Raw genomic sequence first — 16,712 nt, 5'->3', positions numbered from 1 at the left:
ATTAGATTTCTTTTTGTAGGGTTTCTCTAATTTTTTTAATTGCAGATGTTTTAATTTGTGAAACTCTTCCTGTAGATACATCCATAACTTCTGCTATTTCATATATATTTAGTTCTTCAACAAAATATAGTTGTATTACTAGTGCTTCTTTACCTTCAAGCTTTCCTAATGTGGTTTTCAGTATTTCCCTCAATTGTGTATCATTTATTTGTTCTTCGGGGTTCATGTCTTTTGTGACAAACCAACTGGAATAATCGTCATATGATTCATCTAAACTTTTTGTTACGCTAGCTTCAAAAGCATTAGACCATTCAAAATATTTTTCATTTGATATACCAAGTTCGGTTGCAATTTCATGATTAAATGGTTCGCGACCTAATTTATTTTTTAGAGTATGTATTGCTTTTTCTGCATTTTTTTTGACATTTATAGTAGTACGATCTAGGTTTGAACTCTTTCTTAGATAGTCCAAAATTTCTCCTTTGATTCTTATGCTAGCATATGAAGAAAATGATGCATCGGATTGGGGTACATAATTTTGAGCTGCATTTATTAGGCCAACCATACCGAGTTGAATAATATCTTCAATATCTACTACCGAATTAACCCTTCCATGAAGATGCCATGAAATTTTTTTAACTAAGTTTGTATGATTCTGAATTAGTTGATTAATATCGGTTTTTGCTATTTTAGAATAAATATTCATTTCAATACCTTTTAATAAAAATTTTATTAATCAAAAAACTTAATAGAACCAGTATTATTACTGTCTAATAACGATAATGCTTGAGATATATTGTCAAAATATTGTGTATCAGAGTTTTTGTTATTTTTTGACATTAATGGTGTTCTAGAGATAATAGAATTTCTAATTTTTTGAGAAGAATTAACGTGCCCTAAATATTTCAAATTAACATCTAAAAACTTTTGTGTAATCGATTGAAATTTATTGAAGTTTAATTTAGCTTGCATTGCTGAAACAGTCATATTTAATACTATTCCAAAGTTATTTATTTTATAATCTAAAAACGCAGCTTTAATAAGGCTGTAAGCGTCTATAAAACTTGTAGGCTCTCCAGTTAAAACAATTATAATTTTATCAGATGACGCCATAAAAGACATTGAGGAGGCTTCCGCACCTGCTCCAACATCAATAAGCATATATTCAGGACGTTTTTTAATGTTGTTAAAACTTTGAATAATTTTATGTCTCTCAAGATCACTTAAGTTCAAAAGATTATTTATAGCACTACCACCAGAAATAAATTTTAATTTATCTTTTGTAATTGTAATTACATCATCAATGGAGGACTTTCCTGTTACAAAATCATCTAAAGTAAATTTTGGATTAATACCTAAAAGTATATGAGAATTAGCCATACCTAAATCAGCATCTAATAATAGTGTTTCTTTATTTTGTAATGCGAGGCTCAAAGAAAGATTTACAGATATTGTGGTTTTACCTACTCCACCTTTACCTGAGGCAATTGCGATTGTTGTAGTCATAATTGATCCTATCAAACTATATTATAAAGATAAGTTATTCATATATTGTGCCAAAACTTCTTTTTTAGCAAAAGCTAAGGATCCAATAACTGATCGTGATCCTGATAATATACCGACTTTACAGTTTAGCTCTCCTAAAATTGACAGTTCTTCAGCACATATGTGTGATTCATCAAGTTTAGTTAGAGCTATTGTAGGAAAAGTATTTTTATAAAAGTTCATTGTTGAATTTATCATACTCTTATTTGAACTAGCTTGAAGAGTTAAAATATTTATAAATTTTTTATTTAATGATAATTTTTCAAGATATTGGATATAGCCGGATGTATGCTTGTTTTCTTGGGAAACGTCAACAATCACTTTGTTATTTTCCTTATTAGCATCAATAAAAGCATTAAGATCTTCTAGATTTGAAATATTATTAACATTTAAATTTAATAGTCTTCCAAAATTGAGAAGTTCAGAGTGATTAGTTGATATGGGTGCAAAATTAACAATGGATAATTTATGTCTTTCGTTACCACTGAATTTATTATCTAAAATATATGAAGCAATTTTTGAACAAAGCGTGGTTTTTCCTGAACCACTTGGTCCATTTATAAAAATAATATCTGCTCCTAAAATTTTATCTTCACATGGAGAAACTAACTTATTTGCCAAACAATGGAAAAAAATTAACTCAGGGTCAATATTTTCACTAGTCATAATTTTTTCTTTAAATTCAGAAATTATTTTTTTAGAAAAACCTTTTTTTAGAAGCTCTATTCTGAACGATTGATTGTTACATAATTCATTATCACTAATGTCTGTGATAATCATATTTTCAAGTAAATTCTCCATTTTTTTTGTAAAATCAATTAAAGTTTTATTATTTACAATGTCAATATTTGAATTGGTTTGATCTATATTATTAAAAGATTTTTCCTCTTTTTTTTCATTAACAATGGAGTCTAATTTTCTAACTTGTGTACCTTCTTCTAATTTGTGATTCGAAAATAAATGACTAAAACCTGATTTTTCTTTTTTTCTTTTTTTTGCATTTGACGAAGCTATATCTTGAATATTATTAGAACCTAAAATTTCAATCTTTCCGTTAACTTTATTAGTTTCTAATATAACAGCATCCTTACCAAGAATCTTTGAAATTTGATCCATAGCCGACAAGCTATCTTCTGCAATTACTCTATGTTGTGTCATTTTGGTCTCCTACTCTTTTATTTCTAAAGTTTAACTATTACTTTCTTCATCTGATCCAATATTTGCCACTACTTCTATTTTTTTATTATCAGGTAGTTCAGTGAATGAAAGGATATCTAATGTAGGTATATGTTGCCTTAGCATTTGTGATAAATCGCGTCTTATCACAGGTGCCGTAATCATAACAGCTTTCCTATTTTCAGTTTGCATTTTTTCCATGACACTATTAATGCCAGAGACTATTTTTTGTATTAAGCTTCCTTCAAGAATTAATCCATTTGCACCTGTTTGCTTGGCAATATTCACGATCATTTGTTCTAACTCTGCTGAAAATGTTATTATTGGAAGTGCATTATTTAATGGAGCTATTTGTTGAATTAATAAGCTAGAAACTGTTGGTCTTATAGCTTCAGCTAATTCAATTGGGGACATGGTTTTAACATTAAGACTTGCTAATACTTCTAATATCCTTTTTAGATCACTAATAGGCATATTTTCAATTAACAATAATTTAAGTATAGATGTAAGAATATTTAAGGGAACTAATTTAGGTACAGTTGATGACACTAACTGTGGTGAAGTCTTTGACAAATTATCTAATAAAGCCTGGACATCATCTTGACCAAGTAAATCAGCAGCTTGTTTGGATAAAATTTGATTTAAATGAGTTGCAATTACTGCTTCTGGTTCAACAACCATATAACCTAAATTTTCTGCTCTAGCTTGCTGATGAGGTTCAATCCATGTGGCATCCATATTAAAACTTGGATCTTTGACGTCTGTTCCTTCAATTTTTGTTTGTGCGGAATCACCTGGGATGGCTAGTAATAATTGAGGGAAAATTTTATCCTCAGCTACAATTTCTTGTCCAATCCGTATCCTATAATGGTTTGCCTCTAGGGATAAATCGTCTCTTATTCTTACCTGAGGAATTATAAAACCTAAATCTTTTGAAATTTGTTTTCTTACCCCAGTAATCCTTGCTATTAATGGCCCGTCATTTTCATCATCAACAAGTTGAATAAGTCCATATCCTAACTGCATTGAAATTGCAGAATTATCAGCTATTTCAGATAAAGACAAAGCATTATCATCGTCTGTATTATCTAACTTATCTTCATCATTTTCTTTAACACTTTTATCATTTATCTCTCCAGAAGATTCCCCCTGTTTTTTGATAGTCCACCAAATAAAAAAAGTTAAAGCTGATGCCGTTAAGAATAACAAATTTGGCATCCCAGGAATTATACCAAGAAGAAATAAAACACCTGCACTTGGCAACCAAGCTTGTTTAATACCTATTTGTGTACCAATTTGCTTTGATAGATCTTGACTTGTTGAAACTCTTGTAACTATTATGGCTGTAGCAATAGCAAGCAATAATGAAGGAATTTGGGCCACTAAACCATCTCCAACAGATAGAATAATATAATTTTCAGCAGCTGTTGATACAGGTAAATTGTGCTGTGCGATTCCAATAATTAATCCTCCAATAATATTAATTAAGAGTATTAAAATACCTGCAATAGCATCTCCCTTTACAAATTTTGACGCACCATCCATTGATCCATAAAAATCTGCTTCCTTAGCTATGTCATCTCTACGTTGTTTAGCTTCTTCGCTTGTTAATAGACCTGCATTAAGATCTGCGTCGATAGCCATTTGCTTGCCAGGCATTGCATCAAGCGTAAACCTAGCTGAAACTTCTGAAACACGACCAGCTCCTTTAGTAATAACAACTAAGTTGATAATAATTAATATTGCAAAAACAAAAATACCTACTACATAATTTCCTGCTATAACGAACTCACCAAAAGCCTCTATTACTTTACCTGCAGCGTCTGATCCAGTATGTCCTGAACTTAGAACAATTCTAGTTGAAGCAACATTAAGGCCAAGCCTTAATATTGTTGCAAATAGAAGAACAGTAGGAAAACTTGAAAAATCTAATGGTCTAAAGGTATGAAGTGATACCATTAATATTAGTAAAGACAGTAGAATATTTGTTGTAAAGAAAACATCTAATAAGAAGGCAGGTAATGGTATTACCATCATTACCATAAGCATTAAAATTGCTAATGGTAAACCAAATGGTTTTAATTTTTCTAATATAAAAAATTGTCCGCCTAATGTGCTTGTCAAATTCATGACGTCTCCTCAAAACTTTTATTAATTATAATATTCAATAAAATCAGTTAGTTAATTTCGTGAATGTTATAAAAACCTTGTGTTTGATAAGAAGCAAGAACGATGCCAGAAATACAATATATTAATATTTAAAATAGAGTTTTTGTTTATTTCGATTAAATATGAGGACGTTTTTAACATTGGCATGTTATCTGCATTCCATTCTCAGAATTAATTTATCCTTCAGGAGTTTTCAAAATGTTAAATAAATCAAAAAAAAATGTAGCGCTTACATTTACTATATGTTCATTGTTATTAAGTTCAGGATGTTTGCAAAATGTTGCAAGCTCTAAGTTTTCACCTATGAACGGATTTAATGCGAATAAAATTGAATCAGACAGTGATGGAATAGTGGCATTGAAAGAAGTCTTTGATAGTTCAGTAGAAAAAATTCCTACTTTATCTGCTATAGGTTATGCCGTTGTTTCAAGTCAACCTGGTAGAACAGATGCACAAAAAAGATTGATGGCAATAAGATCTGCTAGAATGGCAGCTATGAGAGAATTAGCTGAACAAATACATGGTATTCAGGTGGATTCAAATACAACAGTTATTGATTTAATGGTTCAAAATGACACTTTTAGAGCTGTTGTAAAAGGTGTTATCCGAGGAGCCAAAACTGTCCGTATAAATCCTACTGGAGTTGACACATATGAAACAGTTTTAGAAATAGACAAGGATATGATGTTAATGATGTTAAGAAATGCTCGAAGAACATAATCTGAAATTATACAAATGTTTAATCTGAAAAATAAATTAATCAATAAATTAGTAGTACTTGTTTTATTAAGTTTTATTAGTAGTTCTTTATCCGCTGAAGAAGATAAAAATTTTAAACAAGTTGAAGCAACTGGAAGATCTGTAGTTATAGACGGTAACATAGAGGTATCAAGAAAGAGGGCTCTAGAAGATGCTCTCTATCTTGCTGCTCTTAAAGGGGGTGCAGATGTAAACGGTTTTTCAGCTATAAATTCAAGTACTATTATTAATGATCAATCAGTTATAAGAGCGACAAATAGAGTAATTGATTTTAAAATTTTAAATGAAAGACAAGATAAAGAGTTCCTGAGCATTAAAATCAGTGCCATTGTAGGCGGAAAAAAATCATCTAAGAATTGTACCATAAAACCTATCAATATAACTTTCTTTAAAGGATCATATATAAATGATTCAAACATACCATCAAAACTTTCTAGAAAAATACCAAAATGGTATAATACATTTTTTGATATTATTGGTGAATTACCTAATGTTGTATCAATAAATCATAGACATGAATCTCTCGAAAAAGTTCTTAAATCAAATATTAATCCGTCATTTGATTATAGTGCATTAGTTAATGGATTACCTTTAATTCAGTCTGGAAACTACAGTATGGTAACAGAATTTAAATTATCTGAAAATGATAAGGATAATAGTTTCTCAAATTATTTATTAAAAATTTCACTTAAAATTTTTAAAGGAGAGAATTTTAAGTTATTAACGACTAAGAATTATGATTTACCTATTAGATATAAAATCAAAAGTAATTTTCAGTTTATAAGAAATATATCGACATTAGATATTGATAATGTAGATAAAAAAGTCAATGAACACTTGATGGATGTAGCTGATAGTTTTTTAAAAGAATTTAATTGCAGACCTCTAGAGGGTAAGTTGAAAGTTACAAAAGATGGATTAAGTGTTGATTTAGGTTCAAAACAGGGTCTTAAACACAAGCAAATGGGTTTAATTAAAGGTATTAACATTAAAAACTCAATGCTTAGCAATAGTTCAGCAATAGTGCATACAAGTAAAATTTTTGAAAATCACAGTATTCTATTACCTTTAAATGATAATATAAACATAAGCACACTTAATAATTTAATTGTAGAGTTCACGGAGTAATTCAATGAAAAACAAACTATCTGCTTTAAAAATTATTTTTATAATTTGGTTGCTTTTATATCCAACATTATCTTTTTCTGAACCGTTTGTGGTTTTAGAATACAGGGGGCATTCAGCAAAAGAGCAAATTGAGACTGACAATGTTTTTTTAAATGATTTGAACCATAGCTCAAAACATATTGTTTTAAAAAATGAAACTCTAAGTGATATAATGTTAAATTATTATGGTACAAAATCTTTTAATAATAATATTTTAAGTCTAGCCATTGTTCATTTTAATAAGAATGCTTTTGTGAGAAATAACCCAAATTATTTGTATTCAGGTAAAAAATTATATCTTCCAAGTATCAATGAGATTAGAAATTTAATAATTAAGAAAAATAAAAAAATAGATAGCAAACAAAAATACACCTCACCTAACTCATCACAAATTTACTTTTTTGGAGGATGATCATTGATAAAAAAACTCTTTTACTATGTGCTAACTATATTAATTATTTCAACTATTAGTAAACAGACTATAGCCATTACAGGAAAAGAAGTATCCGAAAAAATATCTACTTGGTTATTGACACAAGGTATAGAAGGTAAGCCACTTTTTTCGAAAACAATCGTCTTTAAGGATTGTGGAAGTGATATTCAAATCAATAAAGCATACAATAATTACAAAACTTTAAACGTAAAATGTTTAGAAAAAAATGGATTTAACTTATTTGTTAGGATTAAAGTAAACAAACCTGTCAAAGATACTAAAAAGAACAAGATAATTTCTAAAGCTACAAATAGAAATACTAAAATGATATCTAGGAAAGAATTGAAAAAAAATAAAACTTTTCATACAGTAAAACTTAAAAGATCTTTAGAAAAAAATGATATAATAAAGATAGAAGATCTGGATTTAATTATTACATCAAAACCATCTGAAAAATCTTTTTTTAACAACAAAGAAGATTTAGTAGGGAGAAAATTGAAAAAAAATTTAAAAGTGGATCAATTATTGCACCCTCGACATTTATATGAAAGGTTTGAGATAAATATAGGAGATTTTTTGTCAATTGTGTCTCAAATGGGAAATGCTTCGGTTGCTGTTGCAGGTGAAGCTGAAGATTCGGGGAATTTAGGGGATATAATTAAGGTCAAAAACTTAAGAAGTGGTAAGGTAATTAAGGGTTACGTAAATAAAAATAAAATAATAAGAGTTTTTCGCTAAAATTATTAAACGTTAAGTCGTTAAGGTTACTGTGGAGATAGATAAAATGGATAAATTAACAAATAACATTACAAATAATATACCAAAGACTGATTTAAAAAGTTCTCATAAAACTATAAATGATGTGGCTTCTGGTAAAATTTCAGACACAAGTGTATCTGTTGATAATATTGTAGATATTAATACAACTAAAAAAATTGTATCTGAAATGGCAGCGTCAGCACCAATAGATGCTGATAAAGTTGCTACTATTAAAGAGGCTATTTCGTCTGGTAAATATCCTTTAGACATGGATAAATTGTCGGATGCCTTAATGCAGGCTTACAGAGAAATGAAATCTTAGTTTTTGGTTTACCATGGAAAATAAATTACATACGTTTGAAAAATCTTTAGATAAACTAAACTTAGTTGATGTTAATAAATTCTCAACAACTGACTTTAAATCAGTGAACAAAGATATTGAAACTCAATTAATTAATTTTAAAGAATTGTTGGATTTAGATAATTTAACAAATGTTTCTTCTGATGATCAAATTCAAATAAAAAATATCATTAATAAAATAGAAAAATTAGAAGCTAGAATTTTACCTAAAGCTGATCTAATTAATTCTTTTTCTGAAAAATCACTCTAAATTTTTAAAATTTATATAGCATTTTTTTATAAAATAATGAGAATAAAAACATGCTTGTAGAATTTTTACTATCAAATTTTGAAATCTTAATATTTTTTTCTATTATTTTTGTAATAGTTGGTTTTCTAATTTTGTTTTTAATGCAAAATATTAAGTTTCAACAGAATAAACAATCAATTATTGATTATGCAAATATAATACATAATTCAAATAAAGAGCTAAAAGATTATTTAAATAGCATAGTTAACATATTAGAATCACAAAAAAATGAAATTGTTAAAATTACTGATAAAATTAGTTTCATTGAAAGAGAAATAAATAGATTAGGAAACGTTAAAGGTTCAGAAGACATATTGGGGATAGCAATCGATATGGCGAGAAAAGGAGAAGATAAAGAGAGTATTAAAAAGAATACTGGTTTAAGAGAGGATGAAGTAGAAGCTATCTATACGTATTACAGAAAATAGTTTTAAACACTTTCTTTTGTTTCTAAATCTTCTAACAAAATAGCTTTTCCACCATCTATCATCTTTTTTGAGTCTTCATCTGTGACATCAATTTGAATTCCTGATGGAAATCTTACGCCATTTACTTCTGTAGTTTCTTTAATTTGAACTCTTACCCACTCTATTGGATTGTTAGTAGGATCGGGGGAAGGCTCTAAAATTTTTTCAACAATATTTGTGTTTTTGCCTCTATTATTTTCAATTAAATTATCATTGAGCACGTTTTCACCCATAATTGCTTTTATTCTTTCATTTAAAACTGAGACACGGGCAGCTAAGCAGGCGATTTGGAATATTACATCAGTTTCTCGGTTTGAAATTTCTTTAATTTTTATTGCTAATTGATCTAGAGTTAAATTCTGAAACTCATCTAGCAATTCTTCTTTTTTATCAATAATTTTATCTGAAAATTCCATAATTTATATCCTATGTTCTTATATTAAATACGACAATATAAAAAATGTTAAAGTTTTATTTATAAATAAAAAAATATAAATTTAAATTTGATGAATTTAATTGGCATTCTATTTGCAAACACTCTTTGAATAAAAGTTATTACAAGAGTTAAAGTTATGGATACTATTAAAGATCAATTATCTTTTTATGCTTCTTCCCTCCAATTAAGAGGTAGAAGAAACAATATTTTAGCATCTAATATAGCTAATGCGGCAACTCCTAATTATAAAGCTAGAGATATTAGCTTTGAAGATGAGATTAAAAAATTTGACCAAAATGGACCTATTAAAACTTCGCATGAGAAGCATTTTGTTCACAATTCAGGTAAGTCAATTCATGAAACATCATATAGAGAGCCACTCATACCATCTCTAGATGGTAACACTGTTGAATTAGCTGTCGAACAAATGCAGTTTGCTGAGAATTCTATGCGATATACTTCAACTGTAAACTTTCTAAATGGCAAAATTAATAAAATTATGTCAGCAATTAAGGGTGAATAATGGATATTAAATCAGTATATGATATTGCGGGTAGAGCTATGGCAGCTCAATTGGTTAGATTAAACACCGTAGCATCGAACTTAGCTAATGCCGGATCAACAACTGGAGATCCTAACACAGCATATAAACCACTGAAACCTGTTTTTAAAACTGAATATAGTGATTTAGTCAAAAAAAATGGAGTGGCAACTGTTGATGCAATTCAAGTAAAAGAAATTGATCGAGATCCTATCAAAACATATATGCCATCCCATCCAGCGGCTAATAAGGATGGCTACATATTTAAGGCTCCAGTCAATGTAGATGAAGAAATGGTAGATATGATGGAAGCATCTAGACAATACCAAAATAATGTTGAGGTAGTTACTACTCTCAGAGCTTTAACAATGCGAACTTTACAAATTGGAAAATAAGGAAATATAATGTCTGAAATTAATTCTTCAAATCAATCGTTAACAAATATTTTAGATAAATTAGGTATTAACGCATCAAAAGAAAAATTTGCACCAAAAGAAACTAAAGATCAACTTGGTCAAGATGACTTTTTAAAATTAATGACTACCCAATTACAAAATCAAGATCCATTTGCACCAGTTGATAATGCAGACTTTATTGCTCAAATGGCACAGTTTTCAACTGTAACTGGCATAACTTCAATGGATCAGTCTATAAAGTCAATAAGTGACCAATTATCTGAGATGCGAATAGCTTCCACAACCCAATTGATGGGACATTCAGTTCTAGTACCAGGTAAGTATGCTAGACCAGACAAGGAAGGTATCATAAGCGGGGTTGTTGATTTACCAGAGACAGCTGGAAATCTTAATATCATATTCGAAAATAGTGATGGTCAAGTATTACATCAAGATGCCTTAGGCATGCAAAAAGCAGGTTTAGTTGGATTTGAATGGAAAGACCTTCCAGAAGAAATTAAATCTTCTAACTCTCCGATTACCATTAGGGCATTTACTGGAAACGTTGGCGATACAGGCGAGTTATCTACGCAAGTTTTTGCTAGTGTATCTGGAACTTCTAAAACCGATACAGGTGTGATGTTAGAAGTTGAAGATTATGGGACTATTGATCCATCACAGGTAGTAAGATTTAAAAATTAAAAAATTAATATATACTAGGAGAAATTAGAGATGTCATTTTATACCGCTCTTACAGGACTAAACGGATCACAGGCAGATATTTCAGCTACTTCAAATAACATAGCAAACGTGGCTACAACTGGTTATAAAAGAAGTAAAGCAGAATTTGGTGATATTTTTGCTACCTCGCCGTTACAGAATAGTTCATCTTCTATTGGTTCAGGTACTATTTTAAAAGGTATTAAACAACAATTTACACAAGGTAACGTTTCTTCGTCATTAAATGCATTAGATATGGCCATTTCTGGACAAGGGTTTTTTGCCTTGAAACCTTCATTAACAACTAACCAAACGGTTTATACTAGAAACGGTTCTTTTTCCGTTAACAATGATAGATATGTTGTGGACTCTGCAGGACAATTTGTACTTGCATTACCAGTTTCTGATGATGGATCCGTCCAGGGTGGTGAAATCGCAGACGCCGAACCTCTTAAATTAGAGTTAGAAGCTGGAGAGGCTAAAAAAACTGATAACCTTGAACTTGCAGTTAATTTACCTGCTTCGTCAACAGTCTTCGCTTCAGCAGATGATTTCGATCCGAAAAATCCAGCCACTTTTAACTCATCTACTTCTGTGACTATATTCGATAATTTAGGTAACCCAGTTATTGCAACTGCTTATTTTATAAAAACACAAGCTGCTTCAGGTTCAGAGGCAACTCATAAATACCAAACTAAATTTATTGTAGATGGCAGAGAAGTTGAACCATCTTTAACAGAAGCCATTTCGCCAACTGGTCAAACTTTAGTGGTCGATAGATTTGGTCAAATTATACCAATGAATGAGAAGCCACAAATTATCTCTGTGGCTCAAACACAGCCATTATTTTATTTAGATGATTTATCAAATAAAACTGTTTCTAAAGCAGCTACAGTCACCTCTACTGTCCTTGAAGATGCTGCGTTTACAGCAACCGCTCCATCAATCACAGTTGTAACTGACCCATTACAATACAATACTACTTATGAAGCAAACCCAACTTTGAACAAATCTACTTACTGGGGTAAAGATTTTCTCACAGTACGTGTTGATGATACTACTGGTAGTGCGGGTTTTAAGAGCATTGACATTAGGCCAGGAACTTATACCGCAGCAACTCTTGCATCTGAAGTACAAAGAGCTATAAACGCGGGTTTAGGTGATGATGCTAAATTATCAATTGACCCGGTAACTGATGGAAGTTTTTCAATACAATTTAACCAGTTAGATAATAACGACGAACTTCAAACACTATCAGCAATTAAAGTTGATTTAATGCAAGACAGCTTCATTACTGAAGATTTATTTTCTGCAACTAGCGGTATTGAAAACGTTGCATCTCCTAATTTTACACGAGAAGAATTTTTAGCTCATGCTCAGCTTCAAATTAATGACGCTTTAAATAGAGCTGCTGTTTCAGCTGATGGAAACACAAATAGTGCCTCAACTTATGGAGTAAGTTCCTCATTGTTTGCAAGAGCTTCAGGTGCAAAATTAGCAGGTGCCATTAAAGAAACTGAAGTATTAAGTTTTAATTATAAGCAACCAGCAACTGATTTATTAGATGAAAATGCAATTACTAATGAAACAAAATTTTTATTGCATAGCTACTATAATTCTTCTCCAGATTTAAAGGTTTTTGAAAAAGCGCTAGATGTTAAAGCAGTCAGTGGTAATACGATGGTTCAAGACGCTAGTGGAACTTTAAAGGTATACGTAAATGACCCCGATAGTACAATTACCACTACAAGCTTTCCTACTGAAGTTTATATAGCTGGTGAATTTGATACTGCTACATCAGAGGTAAATAATTTAAAATATAATGGCGCACAATTCTCAGTTTCTAGTGCGGGTACTGATGCCAATGGTAATACTTTTTTAAACTTAAAGTCAGATTCAACTGCTGCTATAAATATTACAGAAACGAAAATTAAAGTATTACATACTACATCAAAAGATGTTTCCGCATATTTTGAGGGTGGTACTGATATTTTTGATAACCAAACACAACACTTTGGAAGTAATAGAATAGTTTTAAAAGAGTTGAATAAACATGGTTATTTGAATAAAGACGCTAACCAAGCAAATACTATTCTTAATGGAGCAATAACCAACTCAGACACTACACTTACAGTTGATACGACTACTGGCTTTCCAACTTCAGGTACTTTATTAATAGGTACTGAGGAAATGACGTATACTGGAAAAACCTCCACTACTTTTACTGGAATTACTAGAAACACAAATAGTGCTGGAGCTGCTAGTGCAGTAGATGATGCAACAGTAAAATTAGCTTCTTTTTCAGAAGATATTTTTAGTGGCTTTACTGACCAGTTAAGAAATACATTTGCAGCCGCTGCCGTTACAAGTATTGCGCCAGCAGCAGGAGGTACTTTAACAGTTGGTTCCACAGATGGTTTTCCTGATACAGGGACAATTAAGGTTGGTGACGAGCACATGACTTATACAGCTAAGACAGCAAATACCTTTACTATTGGTGTTAAAGCTCAAGATAATACAACGACATATACGGCTCCTACAGCAATTCTTGATGGTGCTATTACTGCAACAAGCACTACAATAACAGTTGATACTTTTCCTAACGGTGGTTTCCCCGAAACTGGAACTCTGTTGATTGGATCTGAACATGTTACTTATACTGGGTTTACAGCAAATAGTACTACAAGACCGTTTCCTAACAACGACACTATAGAAATCACTTTTACAGGTTTAACTAGAGGTGCTAACGGCACTACTGCAGCCATTGGAAGTGATAATGCAGCAGTAACCTTACTTTCTGAAGTTAGCTTAGTTGAAAGTGTTGAAACTATGGGTCTAGAAACAAGAACAACTGCTATAAATGATGGCGCTGGTATAACTGCTGCTGCAACTAGTATGACAGTAGATTCTACTGATGGTTTTGAAGATTCTGGTTTTATAAGGGTTGGTACTGAAGTAATGTCTTACACTGGTAAAACAGCAACTACTTTTACGGGTTTAACTAGAGGGGCAGGAGGCACTACAGCTCAAATACATGCCGATGATGCTAAAATTTTTCAAGAGATTTCAATTACAGATGATTGGGTTGATGAAGCGGACCCAGCTCTAAAAATAACTTATGATTCATCGGGACAAAATTTTACGTTGCAAGGTATTCCATCTAAAATAGGAACATCTACCGCAAGTAAAATGTTTTCTTTCTCAGCATATAGTCCTGGTGAAGGAAACAAAGCTAATGCAATAGGCTTAAAAACACAAAGTAACAAAGCATCATCAAATATTGGTGGTGGTGCATTATTAAAAGCTGAGTCAGTTTTATTTACAGGTGACCAAATAGCTGCTGATACTCAAAGAGCATATGGAGTAGAGGTTTCATATAACAACTTAACTCGTAAGTTTAGTATAGCTAGTGGTTCAACTGGTGAAAATATTCCTGCTAACTCAGCTGTTGGTGTTGGAGATTCTGGTCAAGCATCTTCTAATATTGAAATTGGAAGACTTGCTATAGTCGATGGTGTTGCTACTACATCTAATGCTGGAATTGGTGGTACAAGTGCTCTTTTAGGAATAAATGCTACAACTGCGATAACAACAGTCACTGCCGATACTTCAGGCAAAGGTCTACAATCTTCAGCAGCTGTGTTGAGTGGTAAAACCTCTAATGAAGATTTATCTGAAGATTTCTTCCTATCAGATGCAGCTGAAGAAACAATATTTGTTGTAAACGTCAATGATATTACGGCTGCTATTCAAGTTCCAGAGGGTGTTTATAATGGAACTTCTTTGGCAACTGCGTTGGAATCAAGAATTAATCAAATGGAAGATAGTGCTGGTAATACTGTTAATGGTGTAGCTGTGACTTACAGCACCGTTGATAATGCATTTACATTTACTACTGGTACTACAGGGATAAATAGTAAAATATTCGTATCAGCTAGCTCTCGAATGGGTTTAAACGATCTTGAACTTGTAACAGGTACAACTCCATCTTTTGTAAATATGGCTACAGCCACTGCAAGTTCAGCCACTGGTCAGTCATTATACGTTAATGATGCAGGTACGACTACTACATTGGCTCCTGAAAATTCTTGGACAGCTACAACAGACGGTTCATTTGCTAAAGTTTTCCTAAGGCCTGGTGAGTTAACATTTGATACACAAGGTAACTTGGTTAGTCCTATACAAAAAGTCGGATATCAAGGTGACTTTGCGGCTGATGCAGCAGCAGGAACCAATGCATTGTCAATTGATTTGGATTTAAACTTTGGCGGGTCCACACAATTTGCATCAGATTTTAACGTAAGATCTGTTACTCAAGATGGACAAACTGTCGGTAAGCTTGATGGATTGGATGTTGCTGCTAACGGATTAGTTAGTGCTAACTACACTAATGGTCTGAATATTGCTCTTGGTAGATTAGTCATGGTTAATTTTAACAACCAAAATGGATTAAAACAAATTGGTAACGCTACATACGTTGAAACTTCTGTTTCTGGTGTAGCAGCTGTTGGAGAGGCTGGAGCTGATGGATATGGGACAATTCTCTCAGGTTCATTAGAAAGGTCAAATGTTGATATTACTGAAGAGTTAGTCAATCTGATTACAGCGCAAAGAAACTTTCAGGCTAACGCTAAAACTATTGAGACTAATACGACACTTACTCAAGCAATTATTCAAATAAGATCATAATTAAAAGTTGGGTACTAGGTAAAGGAAAAGATAATGGATCGAAGTATTTATACAGCTCTTAATAGTATGCAAATTCTAAGAACTAACCAATCCGTTACGTCTCAGAATTTAGCAAATAGTTCTTCGACAGGGTTTCAAAAGGACATATCAACAAATTTTGCTTCAGTTTACCTAGATAGATCAAAGGGGTTAGATCCAAGAGTTATGGCTCTTCAAGACGCCAGTGGGTTTGATAGTTCACAAGGTCCCAAAAACCCAACAGATGCGCCACTAGATGTAGCACTTAATGGTGAAGGGTATTTTCTTGTAAAACCAGAAAATGGTAATATTGCGTTGTCTAGGAGAGGTGATTTCAAGGTTGCAGAAGATGGACTTTTTACTGATGGAACAGGAACAGCCATGTTAAATGTAGATCTAGAAGTTATGACAATTCCACCTCATAGAAAAATTTCTATCGCTGCTGATGGTACAATAGAAATTGAACCATTAAATGCACCGATTGGCCAAAAAATTAAAATAGGACAATTAGCTACTGTATCAGGATCCGAAGTACCACTTGCTAAATCAGAAGATGGTTTTGTAAGAACAGTTAATGGATCTGTTCCAGAGCCTGATAATAAAACTTCTTTATTAATAGGTTTTCTTGAAGGGTCTAATGTAAAGACAGTCGATGAATTAGTCTCTGGTATTGAACAATCAAGAGCTTATGAAATTAACGTAAAATTTGTTACTACTGCAAAAGAAATTGACGAAGCCACGGCATCTTTAATGAGGATGCCTAGTTAAAAGTTTCATCTTCATAAAAA

At 31.7% G+C, this 16,712-nt stretch carries 17 protein-coding genes; 12 read left to right on the top strand and 5 right to left on the bottom strand.

From position 1 onward, the window contains the following. Window position 1: 1 nt before the first annotated feature. From ABXT66_RS08050 to flhA, 4 genes are read right to left on the bottom strand one after another with little or no spacing between them, the layout of a single operon-like run. Window positions 2-706, bottom strand: coding sequence for a sigma-70 family RNA polymerase sigma factor (locus ABXT66_RS08050; RefSeq protein ID WP_443642983.1), 705 nt, complete (start codon window positions 704-706; stop codon window positions 2-4). Between the two features lie 26 nt (window positions 707-732). Further along, window positions 733-1,506 carry a P-loop NTPase gene (locus tag ABXT66_RS08045; RefSeq protein WP_443642982.1) on the bottom strand — a complete coding sequence of 258 codons (774 nt, stop codon included), beginning with the start codon at window positions 1,504-1,506 and terminating at the stop codon, window positions 733-735. 21 nt (window positions 1,507-1,527) lie between these two features. Beyond that, window positions 1,528-2,703 carry a hypothetical protein gene (locus ABXT66_RS08040; RefSeq protein WP_443642981.1) on the bottom strand — a complete coding sequence of 392 codons (1,176 nt, stop codon included), beginning with the start codon at window positions 2,701-2,703 and terminating at the stop codon, window positions 1,528-1,530. A gap of 30 nt (window positions 2,704-2,733) precedes the next feature. Continuing rightward, window positions 2,734-4,851 carry a flagellar biosynthesis protein FlhA gene (gene flhA / locus ABXT66_RS08035; protein WP_443642980.1) on the bottom strand — a complete coding sequence of 706 codons (2,118 nt, stop codon included), beginning with the start codon at window positions 4,849-4,851 and terminating at the stop codon, window positions 2,734-2,736. 237 nt (window positions 4,852-5,088) lie between these two features. Between flhA and ABXT66_RS08030 the strand changes: the two genes are divergently transcribed. From ABXT66_RS08030 to ABXT66_RS08000, 7 genes are read left to right on the top strand one after another with little or no spacing between them, the layout of a single operon-like run. After that, window positions 5,089-5,610, top strand: a complete 522-nt coding sequence (locus tag ABXT66_RS08030) for an LPP20 family lipoprotein (RefSeq protein ID WP_443642979.1) — start codon at window positions 5,089-5,091, stop codon at window positions 5,608-5,610. A 15-nt stretch (window positions 5,611-5,625) separates the two neighbouring features. Further along, window positions 5,626-6,777 carry a flagellar assembly protein T N-terminal domain-containing protein gene (locus tag ABXT66_RS08025; protein WP_443642978.1) on the top strand — a complete coding sequence of 384 codons (1,152 nt, stop codon included), beginning with the start codon at window positions 5,626-5,628 and terminating at the stop codon, window positions 6,775-6,777. 4 nt (window positions 6,778-6,781) lie between these two features. Continuing rightward, complete coding sequence (locus ABXT66_RS08020) at window positions 6,782-7,228, top strand: hypothetical protein (RefSeq protein WP_443642977.1); 447 nt, start codon at window positions 6,782-6,784, stop codon at window positions 7,226-7,228. Window positions 7,229-7,231: 3 nt separating this feature from the next. Further along, complete coding sequence (gene flgA / locus ABXT66_RS08015; protein WP_443642976.1) at window positions 7,232-7,987, top strand: flagellar basal body P-ring formation chaperone FlgA; 756 nt, start codon at window positions 7,232-7,234, stop codon at window positions 7,985-7,987. Window positions 7,988-8,033: 46 nt separating this feature from the next. Then, window positions 8,034-8,330 (top strand): flagellar biosynthesis anti-sigma factor FlgM, encoded by a 297-nt coding sequence (gene flgM, locus ABXT66_RS08010; protein WP_443642975.1) that lies wholly within the window; start codon window positions 8,034-8,036, stop codon window positions 8,328-8,330. A 13-nt stretch (window positions 8,331-8,343) separates the two neighbouring features. After that, window positions 8,344-8,619: a hypothetical protein gene (locus tag ABXT66_RS08005; RefSeq protein ID WP_443642974.1), complete on the top strand. Its 276-nt coding sequence runs from the start codon at window positions 8,344-8,346 to the stop codon at window positions 8,617-8,619. A gap of 50 nt (window positions 8,620-8,669) precedes the next feature. Continuing rightward, window positions 8,670-9,086 carry a hypothetical protein gene (locus ABXT66_RS08000; RefSeq protein WP_443642973.1) on the top strand — a complete coding sequence of 139 codons (417 nt, stop codon included), beginning with the start codon at window positions 8,670-8,672 and terminating at the stop codon, window positions 9,084-9,086. 2 nt (window positions 9,087-9,088) lie between these two features. Here the strand turns inward: ABXT66_RS08000 and ABXT66_RS07995 are convergent, their stop codons facing one another. Continuing rightward, entirely contained in the window at window positions 9,089-9,541 is a 453-nt protein-coding gene (locus ABXT66_RS07995) for a hypothetical protein (RefSeq protein ID WP_443642972.1), read from the bottom strand. A gap of 156 nt (window positions 9,542-9,697) precedes the next feature. On the opposite strand from ABXT66_RS07995, the gene flgB reads away from it, so the two are divergent. Genes flgB through ABXT66_RS07970 form a run of 5 tightly spaced genes read left to right on the top strand, consistent with a single transcriptional unit; the run spans window position 9,698 to window position 16,692 of the window. Continuing rightward, window positions 9,698-10,084: a flagellar basal body rod protein FlgB gene (gene flgB, locus ABXT66_RS07990; protein WP_443642971.1), complete on the top strand. Its 387-nt coding sequence runs from the start codon at window positions 9,698-9,700 to the stop codon at window positions 10,082-10,084. Continuing rightward, a complete protein-coding gene (gene flgC / locus ABXT66_RS07985) occupies window positions 10,081-10,497 on the top strand; it encodes a flagellar basal body rod protein FlgC (protein ID WP_443644730.1) in 417 nt (138 codons plus the stop codon). Before flgB ends, flgC begins: the two co-directional genes overlap by 4 nt. Window positions 10,498-10,506: 9 nt before the next feature. Next, complete coding sequence (locus ABXT66_RS07980) at window positions 10,507-11,199, top strand: flagellar hook assembly protein FlgD (protein WP_443642970.1); 693 nt, start codon at window positions 10,507-10,509, stop codon at window positions 11,197-11,199. Window positions 11,200-11,229: 30 nt separating this feature from the next. Then, complete coding sequence (locus ABXT66_RS07975) at window positions 11,230-15,906, top strand: flagellar hook-basal body complex protein (protein ID WP_443642969.1); 4,677 nt, start codon at window positions 11,230-11,232, stop codon at window positions 15,904-15,906. A gap of 33 nt (window positions 15,907-15,939) precedes the next feature. Then, window positions 15,940-16,692, top strand: a complete 753-nt coding sequence (locus ABXT66_RS07970; RefSeq protein ID WP_443642968.1) for a flagellar basal body rod protein FlgF — start codon at window positions 15,940-15,942, stop codon at window positions 16,690-16,692. The last annotated feature ends 20 nt before the right edge of the window (window positions 16,693-16,712 follow it).

The sequence above is a fragment of the Candidatus Levibacter sp. Uisw_134_01 genome (assembly GCF_047717795.1).
Taxonomy (GTDB): domain Bacteria; phylum Pseudomonadota; class Alphaproteobacteria; order Puniceispirillales; family Marisalimonadaceae; genus Marisalimonas.
Note: the sequence above shows the minus strand (reverse complement) of the source record. Positions and strands in the feature narration are given on the sequence as shown.

What these genes read in the sequence shown, in the direction of transcription:
- ABXT66_RS07970 (WP_443642968.1), top strand. Translation starts at nt 15,940, where the DNA reads ATGGATCGAAGTATTTATACAGCTCTTAATAGTATGCAAATTCTAAGA.
- flgB (WP_443642971.1), top strand. Translation starts at nt 9,698, where the DNA reads ATGGATACTATTAAAGATCAATTATCTTTTTATGCTTCTTCCCTCCAA.
- ABXT66_RS07980 (WP_443642970.1), top strand. Translation starts at nt 10,507, where the DNA reads ATGTCTGAAATTAATTCTTCAAATCAATCGTTAACAAATATTTTAGAT.
- ABXT66_RS08030 (WP_443642979.1), top strand. Translation starts at nt 5,089, where the DNA reads ATGTTAAATAAATCAAAAAAAAATGTAGCGCTTACATTTACTATATGT.
- ABXT66_RS07995 (WP_443642972.1), bottom strand. Translation starts at nt 9,541, where the DNA reads ATGGAATTTTCAGATAAAATTATTGATAAAAAAGAAGAATTGCTAGAT.
- ABXT66_RS08000 (WP_443642973.1), top strand. Translation starts at nt 8,670, where the DNA reads ATGCTTGTAGAATTTTTACTATCAAATTTTGAAATCTTAATATTTTTT.
- ABXT66_RS08050 (WP_443642983.1), bottom strand. Translation starts at nt 706, where the DNA reads ATGAATATTTATTCTAAAATAGCAAAAACCGATATTAATCAACTAATT.
- ABXT66_RS08045 (WP_443642982.1), bottom strand. Translation starts at nt 1,506, where the DNA reads ATGACTACAACAATCGCAATTGCCTCAGGTAAAGGTGGAGTAGGTAAA.
- ABXT66_RS08020 (WP_443642977.1), top strand. Translation starts at nt 6,782, where the DNA reads ATGAAAAACAAACTATCTGCTTTAAAAATTATTTTTATAATTTGGTTG.
- flgM (WP_443642975.1), top strand. Translation starts at nt 8,034, where the DNA reads ATGGATAAATTAACAAATAACATTACAAATAATATACCAAAGACTGAT.
- ABXT66_RS08005 (WP_443642974.1), top strand. Translation starts at nt 8,344, where the DNA reads ATGGAAAATAAATTACATACGTTTGAAAAATCTTTAGATAAACTAAAC.
- ABXT66_RS08040 (WP_443642981.1), bottom strand. Translation starts at nt 2,703, where the DNA reads ATGACACAACATAGAGTAATTGCAGAAGATAGCTTGTCGGCTATGGAT.
- ABXT66_RS08025 (WP_443642978.1), top strand. Translation starts at nt 5,626, where the DNA reads ATGTTTAATCTGAAAAATAAATTAATCAATAAATTAGTAGTACTTGTT.
- ABXT66_RS07975 (WP_443642969.1), top strand. Translation starts at nt 11,230, where the DNA reads ATGTCATTTTATACCGCTCTTACAGGACTAAACGGATCACAGGCAGAT.
- flhA (WP_443642980.1), bottom strand. Translation starts at nt 4,851, where the DNA reads ATGAATTTGACAAGCACATTAGGCGGACAATTTTTTATATTAGAAAAA.